This window comes from Paenibacillus glucanolyticus, from assembly GCF_037333485.1.
GTDB classification, from domain to species: domain Bacteria; phylum Bacillota; class Bacilli; order Paenibacillales; family Paenibacillaceae; genus Paenibacillus_AQ; species Paenibacillus_AQ glucanolyticus.
Window position 1 is genome coordinate 5462241 of the sequence record NZ_CP147845.1, and the last position, 20321, is coordinate 5482561.

General features: G+C 45.0%; 20 protein-coding genes and 2 pseudogenes. 7 read left to right on the plus strand and 15 right to left on the minus strand.

The window, feature by feature from the left end; translation table 11 throughout:
* The first annotated feature begins 313 nt into the window (after positions 1–313).
* The gene (locus tag WDY75_RS25545) at positions 314–1045 is read left to right on the plus strand and encodes a class I SAM-dependent methyltransferase (RefSeq protein WP_063478682.1); all 732 of its coding nucleotides are present in this window, start codon (positions 314–316) and stop codon (positions 1043–1045) included.
* Between the two features lie 134 nt (positions 1046–1179).
* On the opposite strand, the gene WDY75_RS25550 is transcribed toward WDY75_RS25545, so the two are convergent.
* The 4 genes from WDY75_RS25550 to WDY75_RS25565 all read right to left on the minus strand — a co-directional run bounded on the left by WDY75_RS25550 (position 1180) and on the right by WDY75_RS25565 (position 5132).
* A complete protein-coding gene (locus tag WDY75_RS25550) occupies positions 1180–2652 on the minus strand; it encodes a DEAD/DEAH box helicase (protein WP_040680304.1) in 1473 nt (490 codons plus the stop codon).
* A 158-nt stretch (positions 2653–2810) separates the two neighbouring features.
* Positions 2811–3686, minus strand: coding sequence for a radical SAM/SPASM domain-containing protein (locus WDY75_RS25555; RefSeq protein ID WP_063478681.1), 876 nt, complete (start codon positions 3684–3686; stop codon positions 2811–2813).
* 540 nt (positions 3687–4226) lie between these two features.
* A complete protein-coding gene (locus WDY75_RS25560; protein ID WP_006208412.1) occupies positions 4227–4454 on the minus strand; it encodes a glycine zipper domain-containing protein in 228 nt (75 codons plus the stop codon).
* A gap of 213 nt (positions 4455–4667) precedes the next feature.
* Positions 4668–5132 carry a hypothetical protein gene (locus tag WDY75_RS25565; protein ID WP_063478680.1) on the minus strand — a complete coding sequence of 155 codons (465 nt, stop codon included), beginning with the start codon at positions 5130–5132 and terminating at the stop codon, positions 4668–4670.
* Between the two features lie 449 nt (positions 5133–5581).
* Here WDY75_RS25565 and WDY75_RS25570 point away from each other — a divergent pair.
* Positions 5582–6040: pseudogene (locus WDY75_RS25570) on the plus strand (PucR family transcriptional regulator ligand-binding domain-containing protein); the annotation flags it as partial.
* Positions 6041–6262: 222 nt separating this feature from the next.
* Here the strand turns inward: WDY75_RS25570 and WDY75_RS25575 are convergent.
* From WDY75_RS25575 to WDY75_RS25585, 3 genes are all read right to left on the minus strand, one after another.
* Positions 6263–6529 (minus strand): recombinase family protein, encoded by a 267-nt coding sequence (locus tag WDY75_RS25575; RefSeq protein ID WP_036640777.1) that lies wholly within the window; start codon positions 6527–6529, stop codon positions 6263–6265.
* A gap of 304 nt (positions 6530–6833) precedes the next feature.
* The gene (locus tag WDY75_RS25580) at positions 6834–8363 is read right to left on the minus strand and encodes a DUF4179 domain-containing protein (RefSeq protein WP_036640779.1); all 1530 of its coding nucleotides are present in this window, start codon (positions 8361–8363) and stop codon (positions 6834–6836) included.
* Positions 8335–8916 carry an RNA polymerase sigma factor gene (locus WDY75_RS25585; RefSeq protein WP_036640780.1) on the minus strand — a complete coding sequence of 194 codons (582 nt, stop codon included), beginning with the start codon at positions 8914–8916 and terminating at the stop codon, positions 8335–8337. Before WDY75_RS25585 ends, WDY75_RS25580 begins: the two co-directional genes overlap by 29 nt.
* A 142-nt stretch (positions 8917–9058) precedes the next feature.
* Here WDY75_RS25585 and WDY75_RS25590 point away from each other — a divergent pair, with 142 nt between their 5' ends.
* On the plus strand, positions 9059–9889 hold the full coding sequence (locus WDY75_RS25590; protein ID WP_036640781.1) for a hypothetical protein: 831 nt from the start codon (positions 9059–9061) through the stop codon (positions 9887–9889).
* Positions 9890–10251: 362 nt separating this feature from the next.
* Here WDY75_RS25590 and WDY75_RS25595 read toward each other — a convergent pair whose 3' ends face one another.
* The 6 genes and pseudogenes from WDY75_RS25595 to WDY75_RS25620 form a co-directional block, all read right to left on the minus strand.
* Positions 10252–10767 carry a DUF4241 domain-containing protein gene (locus tag WDY75_RS25595; RefSeq protein ID WP_063478678.1) on the minus strand — a complete coding sequence of 172 codons (516 nt, stop codon included), beginning with the start codon at positions 10765–10767 and terminating at the stop codon, positions 10252–10254.
* Positions 10768–11020: 253 nt separating this feature from the next.
* Complete coding sequence (gene mazF / locus WDY75_RS25600; RefSeq protein WP_006208407.1) at positions 11021–11362, minus strand: endoribonuclease MazF; 342 nt, start codon at positions 11360–11362, stop codon at positions 11021–11023.
* Positions 11356–11586, minus strand: coding sequence for an AbrB/MazE/SpoVT family DNA-binding domain-containing protein (locus WDY75_RS25605; protein WP_006208406.1), 231 nt, complete (start codon positions 11584–11586; stop codon positions 11356–11358). The genes mazF and WDY75_RS25605 overlap by 7 nt, the downstream gene beginning before the upstream one ends.
* Positions 11587–11821: 235 nt before the next feature.
* Positions 11822–12574, minus strand: a complete 753-nt coding sequence (locus tag WDY75_RS25610) for a superoxide dismutase family protein (RefSeq protein ID WP_036640785.1) — start codon at positions 12572–12574, stop codon at positions 11822–11824.
* 195 nt (positions 12575–12769) lie between these two features.
* Complete coding sequence (locus tag WDY75_RS25615) at positions 12770–13210, minus strand: hypothetical protein (protein WP_063478677.1); 441 nt, start codon at positions 13208–13210, stop codon at positions 12770–12772.
* Between the two features lie 32 nt (positions 13211–13242).
* Positions 13243–13899: pseudogene (locus tag WDY75_RS25620) on the minus strand (hypothetical protein).
* Positions 13900–14102: 203 nt separating this feature from the next.
* Between WDY75_RS25620 and WDY75_RS25625 the strand changes: the two are divergent.
* The 3 genes from WDY75_RS25625 (at position 14103) to WDY75_RS25635 (ending at position 17347) form a co-directional block, all read left to right on the plus strand.
* Positions 14103–14360, plus strand: a complete 258-nt coding sequence (locus WDY75_RS25625; protein WP_063478676.1) for a hypothetical protein — start codon at positions 14103–14105, stop codon at positions 14358–14360.
* 227 nt (positions 14361–14587) lie between these two features.
* Entirely contained in the window at positions 14588–15952 is a 1365-nt protein-coding gene (gene guaD, locus WDY75_RS25630) for a guanine deaminase (protein WP_063478675.1), read from the plus strand.
* Positions 15953–15994: 42 nt separating this feature from the next.
* Positions 15995–17347 carry a uracil-xanthine permease family protein gene (locus WDY75_RS25635; protein WP_063478674.1) on the plus strand — a complete coding sequence of 451 codons (1353 nt, stop codon included), beginning with the start codon at positions 15995–15997 and terminating at the stop codon, positions 17345–17347.
* Positions 17348–17498: 151 nt separating this feature from the next.
* Here WDY75_RS25635 and WDY75_RS25640 read toward each other — a convergent pair whose 3' ends face one another.
* Together WDY75_RS25640 and WDY75_RS25645 are read right to left on the minus strand one after the other, a co-directional pair.
* Positions 17499–18416, minus strand: coding sequence for an EamA family transporter (locus WDY75_RS25640; RefSeq protein ID WP_063479747.1), 918 nt, complete (start codon positions 18414–18416; stop codon positions 17499–17501).
* A 432-nt stretch (positions 18417–18848) separates the two neighbouring features.
* The gene (locus WDY75_RS25645) at positions 18849–19277 is read right to left on the minus strand and encodes a superoxide dismutase family protein (protein ID WP_338841195.1); all 429 of its coding nucleotides are present in this window, start codon (positions 19275–19277) and stop codon (positions 18849–18851) included.
* A 645-nt stretch (positions 19278–19922) separates the two neighbouring features.
* On the opposite strand from WDY75_RS25645, the gene WDY75_RS25650 reads away from it, so the two are divergent.
* Positions 19923–20315 carry a sigma-70 family RNA polymerase sigma factor gene (locus WDY75_RS25650; RefSeq protein WP_063478673.1) on the plus strand — a complete coding sequence of 131 codons (393 nt, stop codon included), beginning with the start codon at positions 19923–19925 and terminating at the stop codon, positions 20313–20315.
* Positions 20316–20321 lie beyond the last annotated feature (6 nt).

Sequence of the window (20321 nt, forward strand, 5' to 3'; positions counted from 1 at the left end):
AAGCTGGACATTTAAATCCCATCCCGAGGGGATATGGTTGGTAAACAAAACGCTTCTATTCTTTATCTTTTGAATTTTCATCATTCACTCTCGCTATCTGTCATTTTTTCGATCATGAAGCTTACTCGTAATTGTGTTCTTATCAGATTCTATGACGCGTGTTAGTCTAAAGTCAACATGGAATGCGCGTGTTTACTCTAACTTGTTAGTCGCTTCGCTCTTAACTTTTTTCCCGGAATATGGTTTATACCACCCTCCGATATGTTACCATACACCATGGTAGATCCAGGAAGATATTTTGAAGGAGGTACTTATGAGCTATCGCGGATCAGAGTTTTACGATAACGAAAGTAACTTCGAGAAGTACATGTTGCGGAGGCAATGGCAGGAGAACGCCAACGATACGTTAGAGAAGCCCGTCATCTCGCAGCTGCTCGGGGATATCTCCGATCAGCATATTTTGGACCTCGGGTGCGGAGATGCCGGGTATGGCGCCGAGCTGCTGGATAAGGGCTGTTCCACTTATGTCGGCATCGAGGGTTCCCGCAATATGTTCGAAGCCGCCTCCAGTTCACTTGCAGCTTACAGCAACGGTACCGTAGTGCACACGATGATAGAGGATTATACGTACCCGCCAGATGCCTACGATCTGGTGCTGTCCAGACTTGCCATTCATTACCTTCAGGATATTGAGCATGTCTTCCGCTGCATTCATCAGACCTTGAAGCCAAGCGGCCGGGTGATCTTCTCCGTCGAGCACCCCGTCATCACCTCCACGCTTCAGCCATCGGGCACAAGAACCAACTGGGTGGTGGACCATTACTTTAACGAGGGCTACCGCGAACAACAATGGCTAGGCGGCACCGTTCATAAATACCATCGTACCGTCGAGGCTTACTTCCGAGCGATGCAGAAAGCCGGCTTTATCGTCGAACAGCTTCGGGAGTCCAAGCCGGTGCGAGAGAATTTTACGAACGACGAAACCTATGAGCGCAGGCTCAGAATTCCGTTGTTCCTGTTTCTTGTGGGAAGAAAGAATGCGTAATACATACCATTTCGAATAAAAAAGCACCCGTCCACTTCAATGAAGGGAACGGGTGCTTCTTGTTCTTCTGTTTAGGATGATTGTGGAATAGCGGGAACGCCTGCATAAACTCATCCGTTAATCGTCAACTCCTCTTACGAGGTTCTGCCTGCCTTGCTGCCTTTATTGAATCCTTCAGACCTGCGTTTACGGGCTTGGCCATCCTTGGGCTTATTCGTTACTTCCGCCTTTAGCTTACGTGCCATCTCTGAATACGGATTACTAACTGCGTCCACCTTGGGTTTACGCGCGGTATCCGTGCTCGAATGGCGCACTGCGTCCGGCTTCGGCTTGCGTGCCGTGTCGGCCTTCGGTTTGCGGGCTGCATCACCCTTGGGCTTAGCAGGTCTGGCCGCCGCCGACTTGGCATTGCCCGGTCTTGCCGAGCCCGATTTCGGGGAACGGTCCACCTTGGCGGATCTTAATGAACTCGACATCGGAAAGTCATGATCTTTAACCTCGGGAATGGACTTTCCGATGAGTTTTTCAATATCGCGGAGAAAAGGAATCTCGTCCACTTCGCAGAACGAAATCGCCGTCCCACTAAGGCCCGCACGCCCTGTGCGGCCAATCCGGTGAACGTACGTTTCCGGGATATTAGGAAGATTAAAGTTAATGACATGCGACAATTCGTCAATGTCGATGCCTCTGGCGGCGATATCCGTCGCCACCAACACCCGGGTCTCCCCGCTCTTGAAATTCTTCAATGCCGTCTGGCGGCTGACCTGGGATTTGTTGCCGTGAATGGCTTGTGCCGTAATATTCACCTTGGTCAGATCGCGCACAACTCGGTCAGCGCCGCGCTTCGTACGAGTAAAGACCAATGCGGACACGATGGATGGATCCTTCATCAGCTCATTCAATTGCTTCTGTTTATTCCCGGTTTCCAGCAGATACACCGATTGCTTGATTCGTTCAGCCGTAGAAGATACCGGTGTGATCTCAACTTTTACGGGATTCTGCAGCAATGTTTTTACAAGCTGGGTGATCTCCGCAGGCATCGTGGCCGAGAAGAAGAGCGTTTGCTTTTTGCTCGGCATTTTGGAGATAATACGTTTCACGTCATGGATAAAACCCATATCCAGCATACGGTCAGCCTCATCCAGCACCAGAATCTCCACATGCTGCAGATCGATACGCTTCTGATTCATGAGATCCAGCAGTCGGCCCGGGGTCGCAATCAGGATGTCCGCACCTTGCTGGAGCGCCCGTTCCTGCGTCTTCTGCGAAACGCCGCCAACAATAGCGGTAGAACGCAATTTCGTGAACTGGCTGTAGGCCTTGACGTTATCCGAAATTTGCAGGGCAAGCTCCCGGGTCGGCGACAATACCAATGCACGAATGCGTCGCGCCATGCCCGGTTTAGGGGGTTGTTCGTTCAATAACTGGATCATGGGTACCGAAAAAGCGGCTGTTTTCCCTGTTCCGGTCTGGGCACAGCCCAGCAAGTCTCTGCCGGCCAGCACAGCCGGGATCGCCTGAGCCTGGATCGGCGTTGGCTCCTTGTAATTCTCCTTCGCTAAAGCCTTAAGAATTACAGGGGATATATTTAAATCTTGAAATGTCATGGAATCTCCTTTATGGTGAATAGCTATATTTTTCGCATCACGTAACATGGGGCATCTCTTCTTAGAGTCTCCACAAGCCGTTCCTTTACGTCATAACACATAACGATACCACAGATTGGTACAAAAAAAGAAGCGGAATTTTCCTCCGCTTCTCTGGTTTAAGCTCCAAACCGCTGCCGATACCCGCATTTTCTGCATAATTCCTCAACGGCTTCCCGCCGCGAAAAGCCATCCACGAGATTATTCGCCCGCTCCCCGTCCACGATGTCCGAGAAGGATTTCTGATGAATATTCCCCAGGTTGATGACACCTTCCCCATCCAGACAGCATGGCACAACCGTGCCGTCCACAAGAATGGCCGCCTGGCTGCGAAGCGCATGACAGAAGCCTTTTCCTTCATCCTCCGGCGCTGTCAGGCTTGGCCACTGGAACTCGTAATCCTGGTTCAGATAGACGTGATCCGCCACCCTCACGCCCCCGCCGGGTTCAACCCTCTCCTCGATTCGGTAGTCCAGATTAAATTCCTGTTCCAATATTTCGAGCGTCTGGCGATTTCGGCTCTTGTCCAGATTGGTTGCATTGTCCTGCGTCAGGTTCCATAAACGGAATGAAAAGATGACCTTAAACTCCTCTGCGGCACGGACAAAGGATAGAATCTCCCGTAAGTATCCCTCGCGGTTCATTGAACCTTCGTGTCCATCAAAGCTGTGGAGGGAAAAGTTCATCTGTCTCAGCGCTGGCTTGCCCAGCAGCTTATGCCGGTTCTTCGCGATCAACGTGCCGTTGGTCGTGATGTTGACCTTGAATCCTTTTTCATGGCTGATATCCAGCAGTTCGTCGATCTTCGGATGGAGCAGCGGCTCCCCCTTCACGTGCAGATAAATATAACGGGTGTGCGGCTTGATCTCGTCCAATCTTCTCGCAAAATCCTCTACCTTGATGAAGTTGGCCTTGCGCTCCGTCGGCGGACAAAACGTGCAAGCCAAGTTGCAAATACTCGTAATCTCTATGTAAACTTTCTTAAACGTCTTCAAGATGTTATCCCCAATCCAGATGTCTATGATTGCATGGTGATTTGCTAGCTTACTAGCTTGCCAATCCCTCATATCGTACCATAGGCGGGCCTATACAGCTACAACTACAGATGCTATCAGATGCCATTCTGTCTTCCATTTTCCTTCTTCTTCATTCAAGGCAATATAATACCAAAACTTACGTTCTTCAAGTAGCATTTTATCTTCAAGTGATTTGACGGTTACTATAATCGACCCCTTTTGAGCGCCTTCATAGTTACTTTCATCAAGCGGTGTGAATTGTGGTACATCATTTTCTCGTTCAGGAACCTCTGTCCCGGTTTTCTGTTCCGTATTAGTAGGTATCGCTGTTGCATTCTACAACCGCTAAGTAAAATACTAAAAACAATGATAGCAGCGCATATCTTTCTTCATACGGTCCCTCTTATAAAAGAACCGCGCGGGAGCGCGGTTCTTTTAAACATGCAGCTACAAATAATCGAAGGCGGGAATCCCCGGGTCCGCTTAATTTACTCGCGCAGATGGTTGTACTAACGCAGCTTATTTTGAATCGTTGTCGTCATTCTCTGCAGCATCGCCAGCTTTGTTACCCAATGCTGCGCCTGCGATACCACCTGCAATCGTGCCGATTGGACCCAATATGGAACCAACGGCAGCACCTACGACGCCACCGCCTGCAGTTCCTAAGGCTTCTCCAGCGTCAATATCCATGTTGGTCGTGTCGCGGTCAGAATCAACCTTTTGATTACGATCATTTTTATTAGCCATCCATCTCACTCCTTCGACATTGTGATAGGAACAGCTCCATCTTGCCAGACGTTGTTCCAAATCATATCTTGCCCTAACGGATCTGAAAGAATTCTTAAAAGTATAACCTGCTCAGATCTTTGTCCACTCCAAAATAGGTTGCGTATTTTAGACGATGTTTGCGGATTATGGGATTATGTAAACGGTACCAAGACTGCTACAATGAACATGCAATTACGAAATGAATGCAAGACTGACTTCGCCTTTGGATAACGCTTCTAGAAGCCCCGCAGAGCGCTCTCTCAGCAATCTCTCCATTTCCTGATCCAAAGGATTTGCGGTCTCTGCCGATCGCTTCATCCCGCCGGCCTTGCCATGAGCTTCAATCCATAACTGGGCTGCAGCTACATGGTTTCTTAAGATTTCTTCGTCTTCCGGATAGGATGGGAGCTTGCTCCGCCATACATGGACTTGCTGAAGCATAACGGCTGCATTCTTCCCTACGTATAACCGCTCTCCCTCCGCATAGACCTGATCTCCAATCGCCAGCCCCTGTTTCGAAAAGCTGTCGATGTCCGTGATCAGCGTATTCGGAGCGTTGTCCACGCTGTCAATGGCAATCGTATATAATTCACCGTTCGGACACTTCAGGTTCACCATTCGATCAAAGATGCTGTGTACCGTTCCATGAAATTTCAAGCTTCTTATTTGTTGAAGGAATCCCGCATCGCAAGAGATGGCTGCGCTTACAACACAAACAGCTTCAGTACTGGTTTTCTTCCCGCAGCTTCCCTTTATATCGCCTCCTTAGCTTACAAATGGATAAGTGCTGTCTTTTGTCAGGCTATCCCTTTGAATGTTTCATTCACCTTGGATCGGCCATGCCTTAGTTGTGGATAAATGACCTTAGAGCTATACTGAATTCAAAATTAGCCAATATATAAACGTCGAACATATAACAGGTGAATGACTTTCCACTGCCAAAAGGATATTTTGTGAATTATATCACAGTTGAAGTTACGAACCGCTCCTGACACCCTTATTGTAATCCAGGGCTACACTCCGGTCATTGTACAGCGAAACTAAAACATCGCATATTCACTGTGCACATTGCACAATGAGAACAAAAACAAAGGTGTGTGTTAAGAATGCTTACCATCAGGGACATCCTTCAGATCAAAGCGATCGAATGCATTAAACTCGTTGCAGGTTCGGCAGGAATTAATCACCAAATATCCATTGTGAATATTATTGAAAATCCGGATGTATTCGATTGGCTGGCTTCGAATGAGCTGCTCTTATCCACCGGATATATTTTTAAAGATAGCGAGGAGCTGCAGAATCGGGTCATTCATGAATTGGCCGAGAACAACTGCGCGGGCCTGTGCATCAAAATGAAACGTTATTTTGACCGTATTCCGCAAAACATGATTGATCTGGCGAACAAGTATGGGCTTCCGCTGCTGGAGCTCCCTTTTGAATACACGCTGTCCAAGGTGATCGCGATCATTAATGAGAAGACCAATGCCGATTATGACGCGCTGAATCGCAGATCGCTCGACCTGCATAATGCGCTGTTCAAAATTCCGCTGGAAGGGGGCGGTATATCCTAGCTGTCTTCTCGTCTTGATTGAGCTACCGTTTCCGGTTATAGCATAGCGAGACGAATTTTTATTTAGGGTTTTGCATTATTAACTACATTGCGTATTTCCTGGTGGTTCTTCCGAATATCTTGTCTCACGGGGAAGAATCCCATTACCTCGTACACAAGTACTTCTCTAGTTCATCTCCAACTTCTCCTTCTTAACCTAGTCGATACTTCGGACACCCTATACCCCACCAGCCAATTTCCCTTCAGTCGATACAAACTTGACTTCAACATTCCTTTTCCCATCCGTCAGGTTGGACGGGATTTCATATGACACATTCCTTCGGATCAGAAGACGCACGGCCTGATACTTTGGTCTCTCAAAATCCTTGCCGCTTAACTTATCCACAGATATGTACCGTTCCTCTACACCCAGCTCCCGAAATTTGACGAGCTGCCTTTCCGAATTTTTGTCCCTCGTAGATACTCGACCATATGCCAGTTTCAACAGTCCCACTCCCATCTTGTCGTTTCAAAAAGTGATTAAATATCTTGGAACATTCCTAAAGTCATTTTAATGGTTTTGAACGTAGAAACATAGGGATTCTAAAGTGTCCCAAAAATCATACTTTATGGCACTAATTGAAATTCACCCCACCTCAAAAGAAGAAGGCCAAACGGAGGATCCGTTCGCCTTCTTCTTTTGAAGTGGTAGGTAGGGTTTCTTTTGTTGCTGTTCGTTAAAGTCAATACCGCAATGCTTTGGTAACTGAATGAATACCGTCGTTACTAAATATCCGACTATCACTAAGTTATTTTTCATTTAAATCTATTTTCCAATCAACAGAAGTATATATTCTTTCCATTAATGTCCGGACTACCTTAAATTCTCCTTCAATATGCGGAAGTCCCTCTATAACAAATTCAGAATTATCACTAATCTCAGTCCCATTTCCTGAAGGAGATAAGCCACCTCTGAATTGAACTGGATATTTCTTTATGTCACCAATAGGCTGAATAAACCATTGATCATTTATAAAGTTACTGTTGCTAAAGCCATTAATTTTAATTATAGTTTGACTGTTTTTATCCCCTCCCTCAGTGGATATAGTGACATCATTTAAATGAATCTGATCTTCGTTGTTTTTTCCTTTGAACGTTATTCTGTTTTGTCTCAATTCATTTGTATTAAAAACAATCGAAGAACCATCTTCCTCCAATAGTGAAAGACCATCAAATACAAAAACAGCGTCATCTGGAATATTTATAAAGGAGTAAGACCAATGTGTGATTTTTTCATCTTGGGGGTCAGTATAATGATGTACTTCTAGCAATCCCTGCTTATGCCCACCCTTGGTACTTCCTACACTATGGATTTCATTTCCAGTATCATCTTCAAAGTGAAACATAAGACTTCCAACTTTTAATCTATGGGAGGTCGAAGTGGTTTCCATCTCTAGTCTCGTTGATGAAGGGGTTTGAATTAACCTATTCATCTGAACAGTAATATTTGTGTTAGGAACAATATAGGACTGATTAATTTCTTTTACAGTGGATATCTGATTAGCTTTATTTAAATCCAACGCAAAATTGAAATTCCAATCTCCCTGTATCGTTTTTTGATTACTGACCGTACCTCCAAGATGATTAATTTCACCAACTACCTTAATGCTTTCTGATTCAATAATGTTAGGAAATATCACAGATAACTGGTAGTAATCGTTGGTTTTGCCTACATTGCTAAACTCACCTAATATATTTCCTTTCTCATCTTGAACATATATGCGGTTTTCTTCACCTAATTTCAGCATACCTTCTGAACTTAAACCATTAGAATTAATAAGCTGAAGAGCCATTACCATACGTCCGCCGTCTGCACTAACTTCGTTTATTTTTAAGGTATAACCATGATCTACGACTAACACGCCAGGATCCAGAATAGTTCCATAATTTTTTGCATCTAACAATCCAATGTCAGTTGTGCCCCCTGATAAAAGTGATTTAAACGTGTCAGCAATAGTTGGCCCAGATATATAGAGGAATGACCCAATAATTAATATGACTGATGTGAACACAGCCAATAACCTTTGTTTTTTCCATCCCTTTTTTTGACGAATTGGATCCTTCGTTCTAACATGATTATAAATGGAATGCATAACGTTTTCATTTATTTGTTCTTTGGGGCTCTCCACACTAAATAAATAACGTAGATCACGATGCTCATTAAGAACTCGTTGATAAACTTGTGTGCAGTGAAGGCATGTTTCAATATGGAGTTTTTGGAGACTATTATCCTCTTCAAAAATTAAATTTTCAATCTCCGAAGTTTCTAAGCATTTCATTTAAATCATCTCCTTTTTCCTGAATTGTTGAACGAAGCTTCTTTTTAGCACTAAATAATTCATTTCTTACTTTCATTGAAGATATTTGCAATATGTCAGCAATCTCTTGATAACTGAGTTCACCCAGATAACGAAGTATCAGTATTTGTTTTTTTTTCATGGGCAAAACATTCAATAAATTCATTATGGATTTTTTTTGATCCTCATATATAAATTCACTTTCCGGTGTCCTGTAATCTGCTACGTTTTCATTCACGGCAAAAGGAAGTTTTAGCATCCACTTTTGTTTTCTTTGAAAATCCCTCATTAAATTGATAGCAATACTAAAAAGCCATGTTGAAAACTTTTTCGATAAATTATGTTGATCAAGTTTTGTGTATGCCTTGAAGAAAGTTTCTTGGGTAAGTTCCTGTGCATCACTATAATTCATGCCCATTTTAATAAAATAACTAAATATTCTGTTCTGATACTGATCGATTATAATTGAGAATTTATCTATTTCTCCGTTCATTATCTCTAAAATCAACTTTTTTTCATCTGTAAAATTGTCCATCCTAACCTCACCTCCAAACTTTTTTCTTTACTGTAAGACGTATATAAAGCCAAACATGTCTAAAAATAGTGAAAATATTATTGAAAATATTTTCCTATTATTGTAATATAAGCGTGTACAAAAAATATTGGGAGGGGAAATTGTGAACAAGTTAAAACAAATCATGCCCTTATTTCTTTTACTTAGTCTTTTTCTGAGTACTTCAATCTTTGCCACCTCAGCGAACACGGTTGAAAAAAGCAATGAAGCATTGGATGTTGCACACCTCTATTTTAAGGCTTTACTTAAAAATGATGTAAATGGAATGATTGAGTATTCTAATGATCTAAATTACATTGACAATAAGAGTAGAGAAAAAGGATATAATGAATTTGCAACAGACACTTTAGTTAGCTACGAAATTCTCAAAGTTGAAAACATTAATGATACGGAATATCAACTCCAAGTCCAACTTACATATACAGACGTAGATAATTACCCTCCTCTCCCATACACCGTTTCCAAAACTGAACAGGGGTGGAAGGTTATAATAAAGCCTTTAGAAGTTAATCTTGACCCAGGTTCATCAGATTATCTTAAAGTCAAAGCTGGAACACCAATTCATAAAATGATTCAGGAACCTGAAACAACTATCCAGCCATTTGCTGAATTAGTATATTATTCTTTTGACCTTTTTGGTCAACAACCTTTACTTGGACAAACAAATTTCAATATTTCTAGAGGCTCTGTAACTGTACATGGTTGGCAGAATGATAGAATTGGTACAGCGTCAGTTCGTTACGAAATTGTTAAACCTTTATCAGGAGGAAATGTTAACTGGTATGGACAAAAAACGGTAAATGGTAACTATCCACAAAATGGAACGTGGTACAGTGAAAGCATATCTCTTAGTGCTTCGCCAATAACGAATGCTCGTATAAGAATTACAAATATGAGTTATGATGTATTTGGAGCAGGTAATGTCTACGAGTAATTACAAAAAAGCGTGAGTTTCCTGGGACTGATCCTATAACGTGAGACAAATTAAAAACACCTTCAATAGAAAGCAACCATCTCGTAAGAAATGGGGACAACTTTGGAGGTGTTTTTGCGTTGGCAACAAGAGTCAGCTATCCAGTAGAAATGAAAGAGAAAGCGATTAAAATGAGGTTCGATAGCATCCCGGTGAATATGTATGTTATTGGTTAATAGGTAGGCTCATTCGGCTCAGTAGCCCCTTACGAAGCCATTTTACTCCTCCTCAGGTGGATACACGGACGACCAGCCAAACAGCCATAAAAGAATCCCCTTCCATGGCTGTTCACTCTTGCTTATTTTCGTTTCATTGGCACTCCGCTAACTCTTGATAAACACAATTTTTACGCCAACCACCTGTTCCAACTCATTCACGGCCTTATACACGCCGTATGCTCCATCGCCCATGCCGGTACGAGATACGACGCCCCCATCCAGGACACCCGCTTCTTCTCCGCTCTCGGTGATGTCGCAGCAGGCATAATACCATTCCGTATCCGTGTCCGAGCTATCCGATGCTGAATCCGCATCCGGAATTCGGTACTTTTGAATATCAAAAATACCCGCCTGCCCGCTATCCACCCCAGCTATAAAAGGACACTTGATCCACTCCAGGAATGCCCCCTGTTCAACTGCCGAGTGATGGTAAGCCGTTAGCTTGGCGTTGGCTTCGCCCCAATCCGGGATTTCCACCTTCTCCACTTCCCCTGCCCACGTTCCATTCAATACGCCTTCCAACACGCCCATAATAATAATGTTCGTCTCCAATTCATAACAAGGATCGGCCACAACCAATTGTCCGGAATTCACTTCAAAATGGCCCAGTTGAATGTTCAATGAAGATACCTCCAATAACTCCGTATGATGGTTCTATTTTAGCACGTATGATGCGGAGAGTTTAAATGGGGTTCCTGCCTCTAATTTGACATGCCTCTCGAATCTTATTGCAAAGCTTCCGCAAGGATGACTTCCTTCGTGTGCTCCGCCTGGCTCAGAATGTTCGACTCGATGTATATCTTGATTTCGATTATAGAAAAACCGCTCCAATATAACCGAAACGAAGGAGCGGTTTGTATACAATAATTTTCAATTAATGAATCAATAAATCTACCTTAGACAAAACCTCATTCAAGGTCTCCTTAGGAACTCTGCAAATAAACTTGGCTTGGCGAGATTGCCAATCGAGACTCTTGATTTGATCAGAAAGAATAACCCCTTCTATCGGTAAATCCTGAGGAATAACAACCTCAAAGGGGTAGCCTTTAGCCTTGGAAGTAACCGGACAAAATAAGGCTAAACCGACCTTACCGTTATACGTTACAGGTGAGAGTACAAGAGCTGGCCGTTTCCCCGATTGCTCATGACCAGATTGAGGATTAAACTGAATCCATACCAAGTCGCCACGATCAGGAATGTATTGTTCTTTTACCATGACTCCCGTCCTTGCGGCTCACCCGTTTGAACCTCGGAATGGATATTATCAGGCGTTATTTTCGAAAGTAGATCTTCCAGTGTGTTGGTCCGTGGTTTGATGACGAGATGACCATCTTCAACGTCAAGATCGATTTCTGATCCCTCCTCAAGTCCTATCTCCATGGCCAGTGCCTTTGGGATGCGAATGCCTAAACTGTTTCCCCATTTTTGAACTTGCGACATGCTACCACCTCACACAAATGTTTATACAAAGTATAAACATTATTCGGAATGAAGTCAAATTATCGACCTTTAATAAATTATACAAGATCCTTTGATTACCTCCTGAAGGCAGGATTCGTTTTCTTCTTCTTCGTCCCGCTGCACAACCACCACAAAAAACGCACCTCCCTATAGAGATGCGTTTTTCACTGGCTCTCATATGCTACAAACCACATGTTACCTGTTGCTTGCAGGGTTACTCCGGGATATTCCCCCCGGCCACCCGGTCGCCGGAATTTCCGGATGGATCGGTTACTTCGTCATCCTCGCCGGCATGAATGATCAGCGAGCGTCCCAAAACGGAGTTCGGCTGGTTCTTTCCAAGAGTTCCATGCTGGATGATCATCTCCGCTTCCACGGTACCGTCTGCACCTACGACCAGATTCGGCATATCGCCAACATGGCTTCCTTGTGGATGCTTGAGGCCATGATGCTTGTCGGTCGGATTAAAATGCCCACCAGCAGATTTGAAATCTCTATCTTTGATCGTGTTCTCATGTACATGGAACCCATGTTTTCCTGGTGTGAGGCCAGATGCGGTAATCTTCACCTTTACCCCGTCATTGATCTGCTCCAAGGTAGCGGAACCAACAGACTCTCCTGCCGCATTGTACAGCTTGACTACAAGATGCCCCAGAGTTTCCTCCCTGAAAGCCTGGTCCCAGAACACCGGTTGGTTAACCGGATCCGAAACCATGCGAGCGGGTACATCGCTGCTGCCGGTAGGAAACTTAGAATCCGAGGCCGCCGTTCCTTGTTTCGCAAACGGGCCATCAGCGGTGAAGTTGTCCTTGCCGTTAACATAGTGGCTTATTTTAGACATCGAGTGTTTCATCGCATCTAAAGTTCCTTCGGGATTCGCAGCAGCGAACAAAATTCCTGTAAACAGCAGGGCTCCGGCCACAAATGCGCCAGCCATATATTTTAACTTGTTGGTCTTCTTTTTCACTTCATCGCCTCCTGAATAATGTTATTCATTCATCTCCCAATCCCCTGATTTTATACGTCTAAGGCGTTATTTTATGGGATGAGGCGTTCGGTAATAGTCATTAATTCCAAAGATATTTACAATCAATAAATAAACTCATACTTTCTATAATATCCAGCTACTGAACAGAAAAAGAGAGGGGCTCCGATAACGGCTTTAACGCCCCTCTGGCAAAATGAGTTCTCTCATCCGATCCGTATGTTTGGCCGAAACCACATATACATCTTCTCCCCAATCCTTGAAACCGTAGCTGAACACACTTTCCTGACCCTCTTCTCCCAACCACAGCTTGATGGCATGAATCGGAGATTGCTGGGCATAGATGACCATCACGTCGTAATTCGGGTCCGTTCGTTTGGCATCATCCGGCTTCTTGCGAGCGGCAAGGATCGCTTCCTCAAATGCGATTACAGCCTTCTCATCCTTGAAAGACAGCAGTGGATCCCCATTCATCTCGTCCCATGTCTCGAACGCTGAAATCCGGATTTCGGCAACCTGTTCGTCTAGAAGCTGCATCGTCTCCCAACCGGGTTCCTTATCGCAACCTACCAATAGAGCCGTTACGTAGAGCATCATGATCATTAATAAGCGCTTCATTAAACCGTCCTTCCTTATCTACGAAAATAACATTATTGGATGACCCCATGCAGCTTCAGCTTGTCCATCAGCATGGTTCTGTACGTCTCTTGATCATAAAGGGAGTTGTTGATTCGCTCCTTGTTCAGTCCGAGACTGTCCAAGATCCGGTGCTCCAGCTTGCGCCGGGCTTCCAATACTTCCAGCGTCCCTTTAACGCCCTCCAGCGGATATTTCACCATGCCAACGGTCACCGGATTCTGGATGAAGCAGCACTCAAAAATCATAACGGCAGCCTCATCTCACGTCTGCTCCGCAAATGCCTCCCACCGCTCAGTGATAAGTCTCCTGTTGAGGTCCAGCGGAAGCTCGTAAACATCCTGCTTGGACAAGGAATGATATAGATCATCCGGAAAAGAGGTACCGTATTCGTTCTTTAGCTTCTGGTAGGGCAAGAGCTTCCAGCGGCCTTTTGGGGCGGCTCGCTCGATCAATACTTCTTTCAAGGTGCCTGCGGCTTGCAGCAACTGCCCAAATTCTTCTTCAGTCACACACGCCGTTCCCTCATAATCCACCGGATGGTCAATATCCCCTTCCAACACAAGCCGGGCCTCGATGTTTCTTTCGGTTAAAATATCATAAATCATACGGGACGTCGTCGATTTGCCGAATCCCGGCAGACCTTCGACCATGATCAATTTTGTCTTCATTACAATTCCTCTTCAAATCTCAAAAATAATGGCAGCTTCAAGTTATTCTGTGTGGGCCAGCTGATATCCTCTTGTTTATACAAAAAGACTCCGGACGTATTGCGTCCGCAGCCTTCTTTCATGAAGATCCACTCATCTCAATGGTTATCGAGCCGTAGATCACTCATTTAAATGCATATACAACAATTGCTGAAGCGCATACGGTGGAGACAGATATTGAGCAGGACGGAACCAATGAGATTGTTGCTACAGTTGGTACTGCTGCCCAAACATCAATTTACAAAATTAAGAATGATCATATCGTAGTAACAAATCTAAACGAAACGCTGGAGGCACAGGAAGTGACATATGATAAAGAATCCAATACTTTTGTAAGCGGTGTGAAGATTTGGAGAGTCAAAGGTGAGGAATTAGTGAGTTCAAAAAATAATTCGAGCCAACTTGGCTCTTTTTTTGACTAAAACATATTATCAATTACTTAAGTTTCATTAAACGTTGGATAAAACGAGAATCCTGAACTCCATACTCATCATAGCCCCTATTTCTCTCCAAGGACAACCCTTCATACTTAGTGATCACCCTACCAGACCAGCGCTCATATCTATTCGCCTTTATACTATAGACATCTCTTTTTTAACGGACTATAATGACAAAAGCGCTCGAAAAAACGAACATTAAGGCGGTAAACATGAGTAAATATATGCAATTGTTTCAAGGGACTTCTTTTTCAAGCAAATCTCCCACCGAAATTCAAGTGTTAACAGACTGTCTATATTGCATCAATGCGGACGGAATGATTGAGCGAGTCGTGGCGCCGGAAGACGCCGAATATCAATCCTTGCTGGATACGTATCAGGGCAGCGACAGCTTTCATCGATTAGAGGAGGGACAGTATTTCCTTCCGGGTTTTGTTGACTTGCATGTTCATGCCCCGCAGTGGGCTCAATCTGGAACCGCTTTGGACATTCCGCTCTATGACTGGCTCAACACCTATACCTTCCCGCTGGAATCGAAATTCTCCGATCTCGAGTTTGCGCAAAAGGTCTACGAGGATTTGGTAAGCACCCTGCTAGCCAACGGAACCACGACGGCGCTTTATTTTGCCACGGTGCATAAGGAAGCCAGCCTGCTGTTAGCCGAAATCTGTGCGGGCAAAGGCCAGCGCGGACTTGTTGGGAAGGTCGTCATGGACGATCCCGAGCAAAATCCGGATTACTACCGCGATGCAGACACATCCACAGCATTGGTGGATACGGAAGCATTTATTATCGCTGTCAAGGAACTCGCCAAGACCACGAAACAAGGCGTGTATCCCGTCGTCACCCCACGATTCATTCCAAGCTGTACCGATGCGGGGCTGAAGGGTTTGGGCGAGCTGGCAGCCAAATACGATACGTATGTGCAGTCCCACTGCAGCGAAAGCGATTGGGCACACGGTTATGTGAAGGATCGATTCCAGAAAAACGATGCGTTTGCCTTGCATGATTTTGGCCTGCTGCGTGATAAATCGGTCATGGCTCATTGTAATTTTCTCGATGATCAGGATGCCGAATTATTCGCTGACACCGGAACCGCTATCGCGCATTGCCCGATATCCAACGCCTATTTCGCCAATAGCGTCATCCCGGTTGCCCGCTTCCATGCCCACAATGTTGAGATTGGTTTGGGCTCTGATCTATCCGGCGGCTTCTCGCCCAGTCTCTTCGATAATATAAGACAAGCCGTGATGTCTTCGAGGATGCTGGAGGATGGCGTGAACACCTCCCTTCCGGCTGCCGAGCGCGGCGTACCCAAGTCGCGGATCACGGTCCATGAGGCATTCTATCTGGCTACGGCCGGAGGCGGTGAAAGCCTAAGCTTGCCGATTGGCCGTATTCAGGAAAACTACGTATGGGATGTGCAGGTGATCGATACGAGACTGCCGTCCGCGAAGCTGCCGATTTTTGATGAGTTGGAGGACGTACAAGATATTTTTCAGAAGATTATGTATCTCGCACGGCCTGAGCATATTCGCGAGGTCTGGGTACAAGGAGAAAAGGTTCATTCACGCTAAGATATATCGCAATTAATCCAAACATTCGAGGTGTCCATCGGAGTGAAAACACAAGCAGACAAACAAGATAACACGCAAACGAACTCACAGCATTTAACGGTTCCGCCTGACGGTAAAATATCTGTCGGGAAATCCGCCATTCTCGGTTTACAGCATGTCGTCGCGATGGACGTTTATGTTGTTCCTTTCCTAATTGCCATGTTAATCGGCTTATCGCCCAATCAATCCAGTGCATTAATTCAATCCACGTTTATTGCAGCCGGGCTTGCCACGATTGTGCAAACGTATTTCTGCATGAAGCTGCCGATGGCGCAAGGTCCATCCTATGTTCCGCTCGGTGCAATTGTTGCGATTTATGCCGCCAGCGGAGGCGGGGAGCTCGGTTGGAGCTCCGTGCTGGGTGCCAGCCTGGTGGGTGCAATCCTCGTGGTGATTTTGGGGTATACGGGAGTTTTCAATAAAATCGTGAAATCCTTCATCCCGCCCATTGTCGGGGGCACCATCATCTTCATTGTAGGTTTGTCTTTATTGCCGGTTGCCATCCGGGACAATATTTACGGCGCCACGGACGCAACCATTAATCAAAACGTGCTGCTGGCCCTGATCTCAGCGGCTGCACTCATCCTGTTTGTCATCCTGGGATCCCTGTTCCGAACGCGAGGCGCGATATTCCGGGTTACGTCCGTCATGATCGCGTTAATTATCGGCTGTATCTCGGCCAACTTGATGGGTGTGCTGGATTTCAGCGCTGTCGCCAGCGCCAGCTGGTTCAGCATGCCGCAGATACCATTTAAGGATTTTGGCTTTTCGTTCGACTTGTCGGCGATTATCACCATGGTCATCATCTATCTCGTCCTGCTGGCGGAGACGACGGGTACATGGTTTGCCATCAGCAACGTCATTGATAAACCGTTAACGGATAAAAATATTAATCGGGGCGTCATCGGCGAAGGAATCAGCTGCCTGATTGCTTCAGGACTCGGCTCTACGCCGGTCACTGGTTACTCTACCAATGCAGGCATTATCTCCATCACGGGTGTGGCAAGCCGCCGGGTCTTTCTTGCGGTAGGCGGATGGTTTGTCCTCTTCGGTTGTTCAGGCAAACTGGCCGCTTTGATCTCCTCAATTCCAACCGCCGTCATCGGAGGCGTATTCGCCATCGTCTGCGGGATCATCTCGATTAACGGGATCCAGGTTATGAAGAACGAGAAAATCGGTGAAAAAGAAATGTACATTATCGCCATACCGATGATTTTGACGTTAGCGTTAGTACTCATTCCTAAAGACTTCTTATATACATTGCCTACATTCGTGCAGTATTTGTTCGGTTCACCCATACTAGCGGCTGCTCTTGCAGCGATTGTATTGAATAAATTGCTGCCTAGCGCGAAGTAAAATGGTAAGGCCATCGTAATCACACATGCTAAACACGACTGCCCCCAAAGGAACTACGTCAGCGTAGGCTTTAGGGGCAGTCTTTTACATATGAGCCTTGCGGTTGAGCGGGAATTACCGTCCCATGCAAAGCTACGATTCAGTTCGCAGTTTATAACTCTTCTACCTTGGGAAGTAGGGGGGTTGTGGATTTTTTCCGTATCCATATCGGCAGAAGCTGCGGCGTAGCAATGCCAAGCAGAACAACGATGATCCCAACCCATCGAAGCAACGACACCTCTTCATGCAAAATTAACACCGAAGCTACCACGGCTGCCGGAAGTTCCGCCGCACCCAGTATCGCGCCCAGACCTGAGCCCAGCTTCGGTACACCAATGGAAAAGAAAAGGACCGGAATCACGATGCCCAGCAGCCCTAAAGGAAGACCAAACTTCCAAAGTCCGTCTGGAATCGCACCATCATAAATGAAGGAAGGCGAGAAAACCATCAAAATAATGATCAGGGCACTAGTGGTCATATACAAGCTTTTATTCACCGCAGGCACTTGTGTAGCCACCCTCCCGCTTACGAATATATAGAAGGCAAACGACACGGCCGACATTAAGCCGAAAATAACACCTTTGGCCGTAATCCCACCAACACTTGGTTCAAGAATCCCCCCTGCTAAGATCGTACCGATAAGAAGGATGAGCATCGAAATGCATTTCTCGCGACTCGGGAACTTTCTATCAACGATAGCCTCCAGAATCACCCCAATCCAAGTAAATTGAAATAAGAGAACGATCGCAATCGAAGCAGGCAATTCCTCCACGGCAAATCCGTAAAATATGCCCGTCAAACTGATGGTGATGCCAGCAACTAATAACGAGAGGCCCAGCTTCATCCCCAGCTTTTTTCGCGAAAATAACAAGACTGACAGGAGCAGCATGACCCATCCAAAAAAGTACTGTGATCCTACCAGCTGCTGCATGCTGAATCCATCTTTCATTCCAAGCTTGATGATGGTAGAGAGCGATCCATAACTGCATGCCCCTAAAAAAACAAGTAAAGCATATTTCAGTAACCTCATATTCATGGTAAACCTCTTCCCTTTCTGGTCCATAACAACATAAAGCCCCTTGTCATTTCACTGACAAGGGGCGAATGAAACCAAAGAATATTTCTTTGACAAAGTTCCGCCACTCCATCCACAGGATAGAGTTTGGTTTATTCAATTCAGCAAGCCATTCATTTACAACAAGAGATATAATATGATAGATCACATACGATGTCAACTGGAAAATCGAACAGGCCCTTCATTAGAATAACCGCTGCACAATAACGGGTGCCCATGCCCCGCCAGGCCGCCGGTTCTAAGATGGTTCCTTCCATAAAAATGCTCATCCCGTCATTTTATTAGATATGGATGCACCATCATTAGAAAAAAACGCATCTCCCTGTGGAGATGCGTTTATTGATGGCATGCCTATGCTGCAAAAGCCATCCCCGAGCAGCTTACCAACTATTCGGGAATATTCCCGCCGGCCACACGGTCGCCGGAATTCCCTGATGGATCGGTTACGCCATCATCTTCACCGGCATGGATGATCAGCGAGCGTCCCAGCACCGAGTTCGGCTGACCCTTTTCAAGGGTTCCATGCTGAATGATCATCTCCGCTTCCTCGGTTCCGTCTGCGCCTACGACCAGATTCGGCATATCGCCAACATGGCTTCCTTGCGGATGCGCAAGGCCGTGGTGCTTATCTGTCGGGTTAAAGTGACCGCCGGCAGATTTGAAATCCCCACCCTGAATCGCATTCTCATGCACATGGAATCCGTGTTTGCCTGGCGTGAGACCGGATGCGGTCATCTTCACCCTCACCCCGTCATTGACCTGCTCCAGGGTAGCGGAACCAACCGACTCTCCCGCCGCACAGCATGGCTCCGGCAAGAAATGCTCCGGCCATATGCGCAGAGTTTGTACGTCTTGCAGCAATTGTATTAATTAGATATTACTGTCCTGTGTGAAGTAAGTTGTTGAGCGAGGCAATATCATATATTTAAAGAGGCTGACCTTAAAGTGACTACGTTTATCGTAGGCTTTGGGGGTTGGCCTTTTTTCATTTAGAGATCATTAATAAGCGAATATTGGGGATAGCTACATAAATAATCCTCAGATTTTTGAAGTCTCATATCTTCATTAAGTAATCCATATTGTTAAATCTAGTAAACTAGTAATTTCTGAATCTTGCCTGAACTTGGTACCTCCTTACCCCATCCCAATTAGAGTAATCTTCCCCATTAAAAGAATTTACTATGGCCTACACAGTTACATCCCAGTCCATCTCTCTACAGGATCTCAGTTCATTCCCAAATTAAATAGAGTTCAAAATACCATCAAAAACCAAAATATATCGTAATTTAATAAGTTTCGATTTGTAAGAAATATATGCGTTTTATTTCATTAGCCGTAGTGTTCTTTATGATAAAATATAGCAACTTTTGTTCAATATTTGGGAAATGGTTGTAAAAATGGGATTATACCTCTCTTTATTAGATAGGAGTGTTCTCTTCAAAAAAGGAAGGGGGTCTTATTTTGAAAAAGAATGAGGATATAAATCGTCGTTTTATCGCGTATATGGCTAATCTTATTTACTACAACTCTATTAATTATGACAAAAAGAGACGAATGAAAGACAACCGATTTCCTCTGATGCTAGACAACAATGAAAATCAAGAGTCAGCATTGTTAACAGTTTTCGATTCAGAATCTGTGCCACCAAATTTAAAAGATCACATTACGGATCAACTACTTCATCAAGCTTACGAATCCCTCCCAGCACAACAACAAATGATTCTTTCTTTTGCTTACGTACAAAAATTAAATGACAAGGAAATAGCCAAGATATTGGGAGGATCTCAACAGAATATTTCGAAACACCGATTAAAAGCACTAGCTAAATTGCGTTGGTTAATAACGAAAGGGTGAGAAATA

What these genes read in the sequence shown, in the direction of transcription:
- WDY75_RS25545 (WP_063478682.1), top strand. Translation starts at nt 314, where the DNA reads ATGAGCTATCGCGGATCAGAGTTTTACGATAACGAAAGTAACTTCGAG.
- WDY75_RS25550 (WP_040680304.1), bottom strand. Translation starts at nt 2,652, where the DNA reads ATGACATTTCAAGATTTAAATATATCCCCTGTAATTCTTAAGGCTTTA.
- WDY75_RS25560 (WP_006208412.1), bottom strand. Translation starts at nt 4,454, where the DNA reads ATGGCTAATAAAAATGATCGTAATCAAAAGGTTGATTCTGACCGCGAC.
- WDY75_RS25580 (WP_036640779.1), bottom strand. Translation starts at nt 8,363, where the DNA reads ATGAAATGCTTAGAAACTTCGGAGATTGAAAATTTAATTTTTGAAGAG.
- WDY75_RS25585 (WP_036640780.1), bottom strand. Translation starts at nt 8,916, where the DNA reads ATGGACAATTTTACAGATGAAAAAAAGTTGATTTTAGAGATAATGAAC.
- mazF (WP_006208407.1), bottom strand. Translation starts at nt 11,362, where the DNA reads ATGGTAAAAGAACAATACATTCCTGATCGTGGCGACTTGGTATGGATT.
- WDY75_RS25605 (WP_006208406.1), bottom strand. Translation starts at nt 11,586, where the DNA reads ATGTCGCAAGTTCAAAAATGGGGAAACAGTTTAGGCATTCGCATCCCA.
- WDY75_RS25615 (WP_063478677.1), bottom strand. Translation starts at nt 13,210, where the DNA reads ATGAAGCGCTTATTAATGATCATGATGCTCTACGTAACGGCTCTATTG.
- guaD (WP_063478675.1), top strand. Translation starts at nt 14,588, where the DNA reads ATGAGTAAATATATGCAATTGTTTCAAGGGACTTCTTTTTCAAGCAAA.
- WDY75_RS25640 (WP_063479747.1), bottom strand. Translation starts at nt 18,416, where the DNA reads ATGAGGTTACTGAAATATGCTTTACTTGTTTTTTTAGGGGCATGCAGT.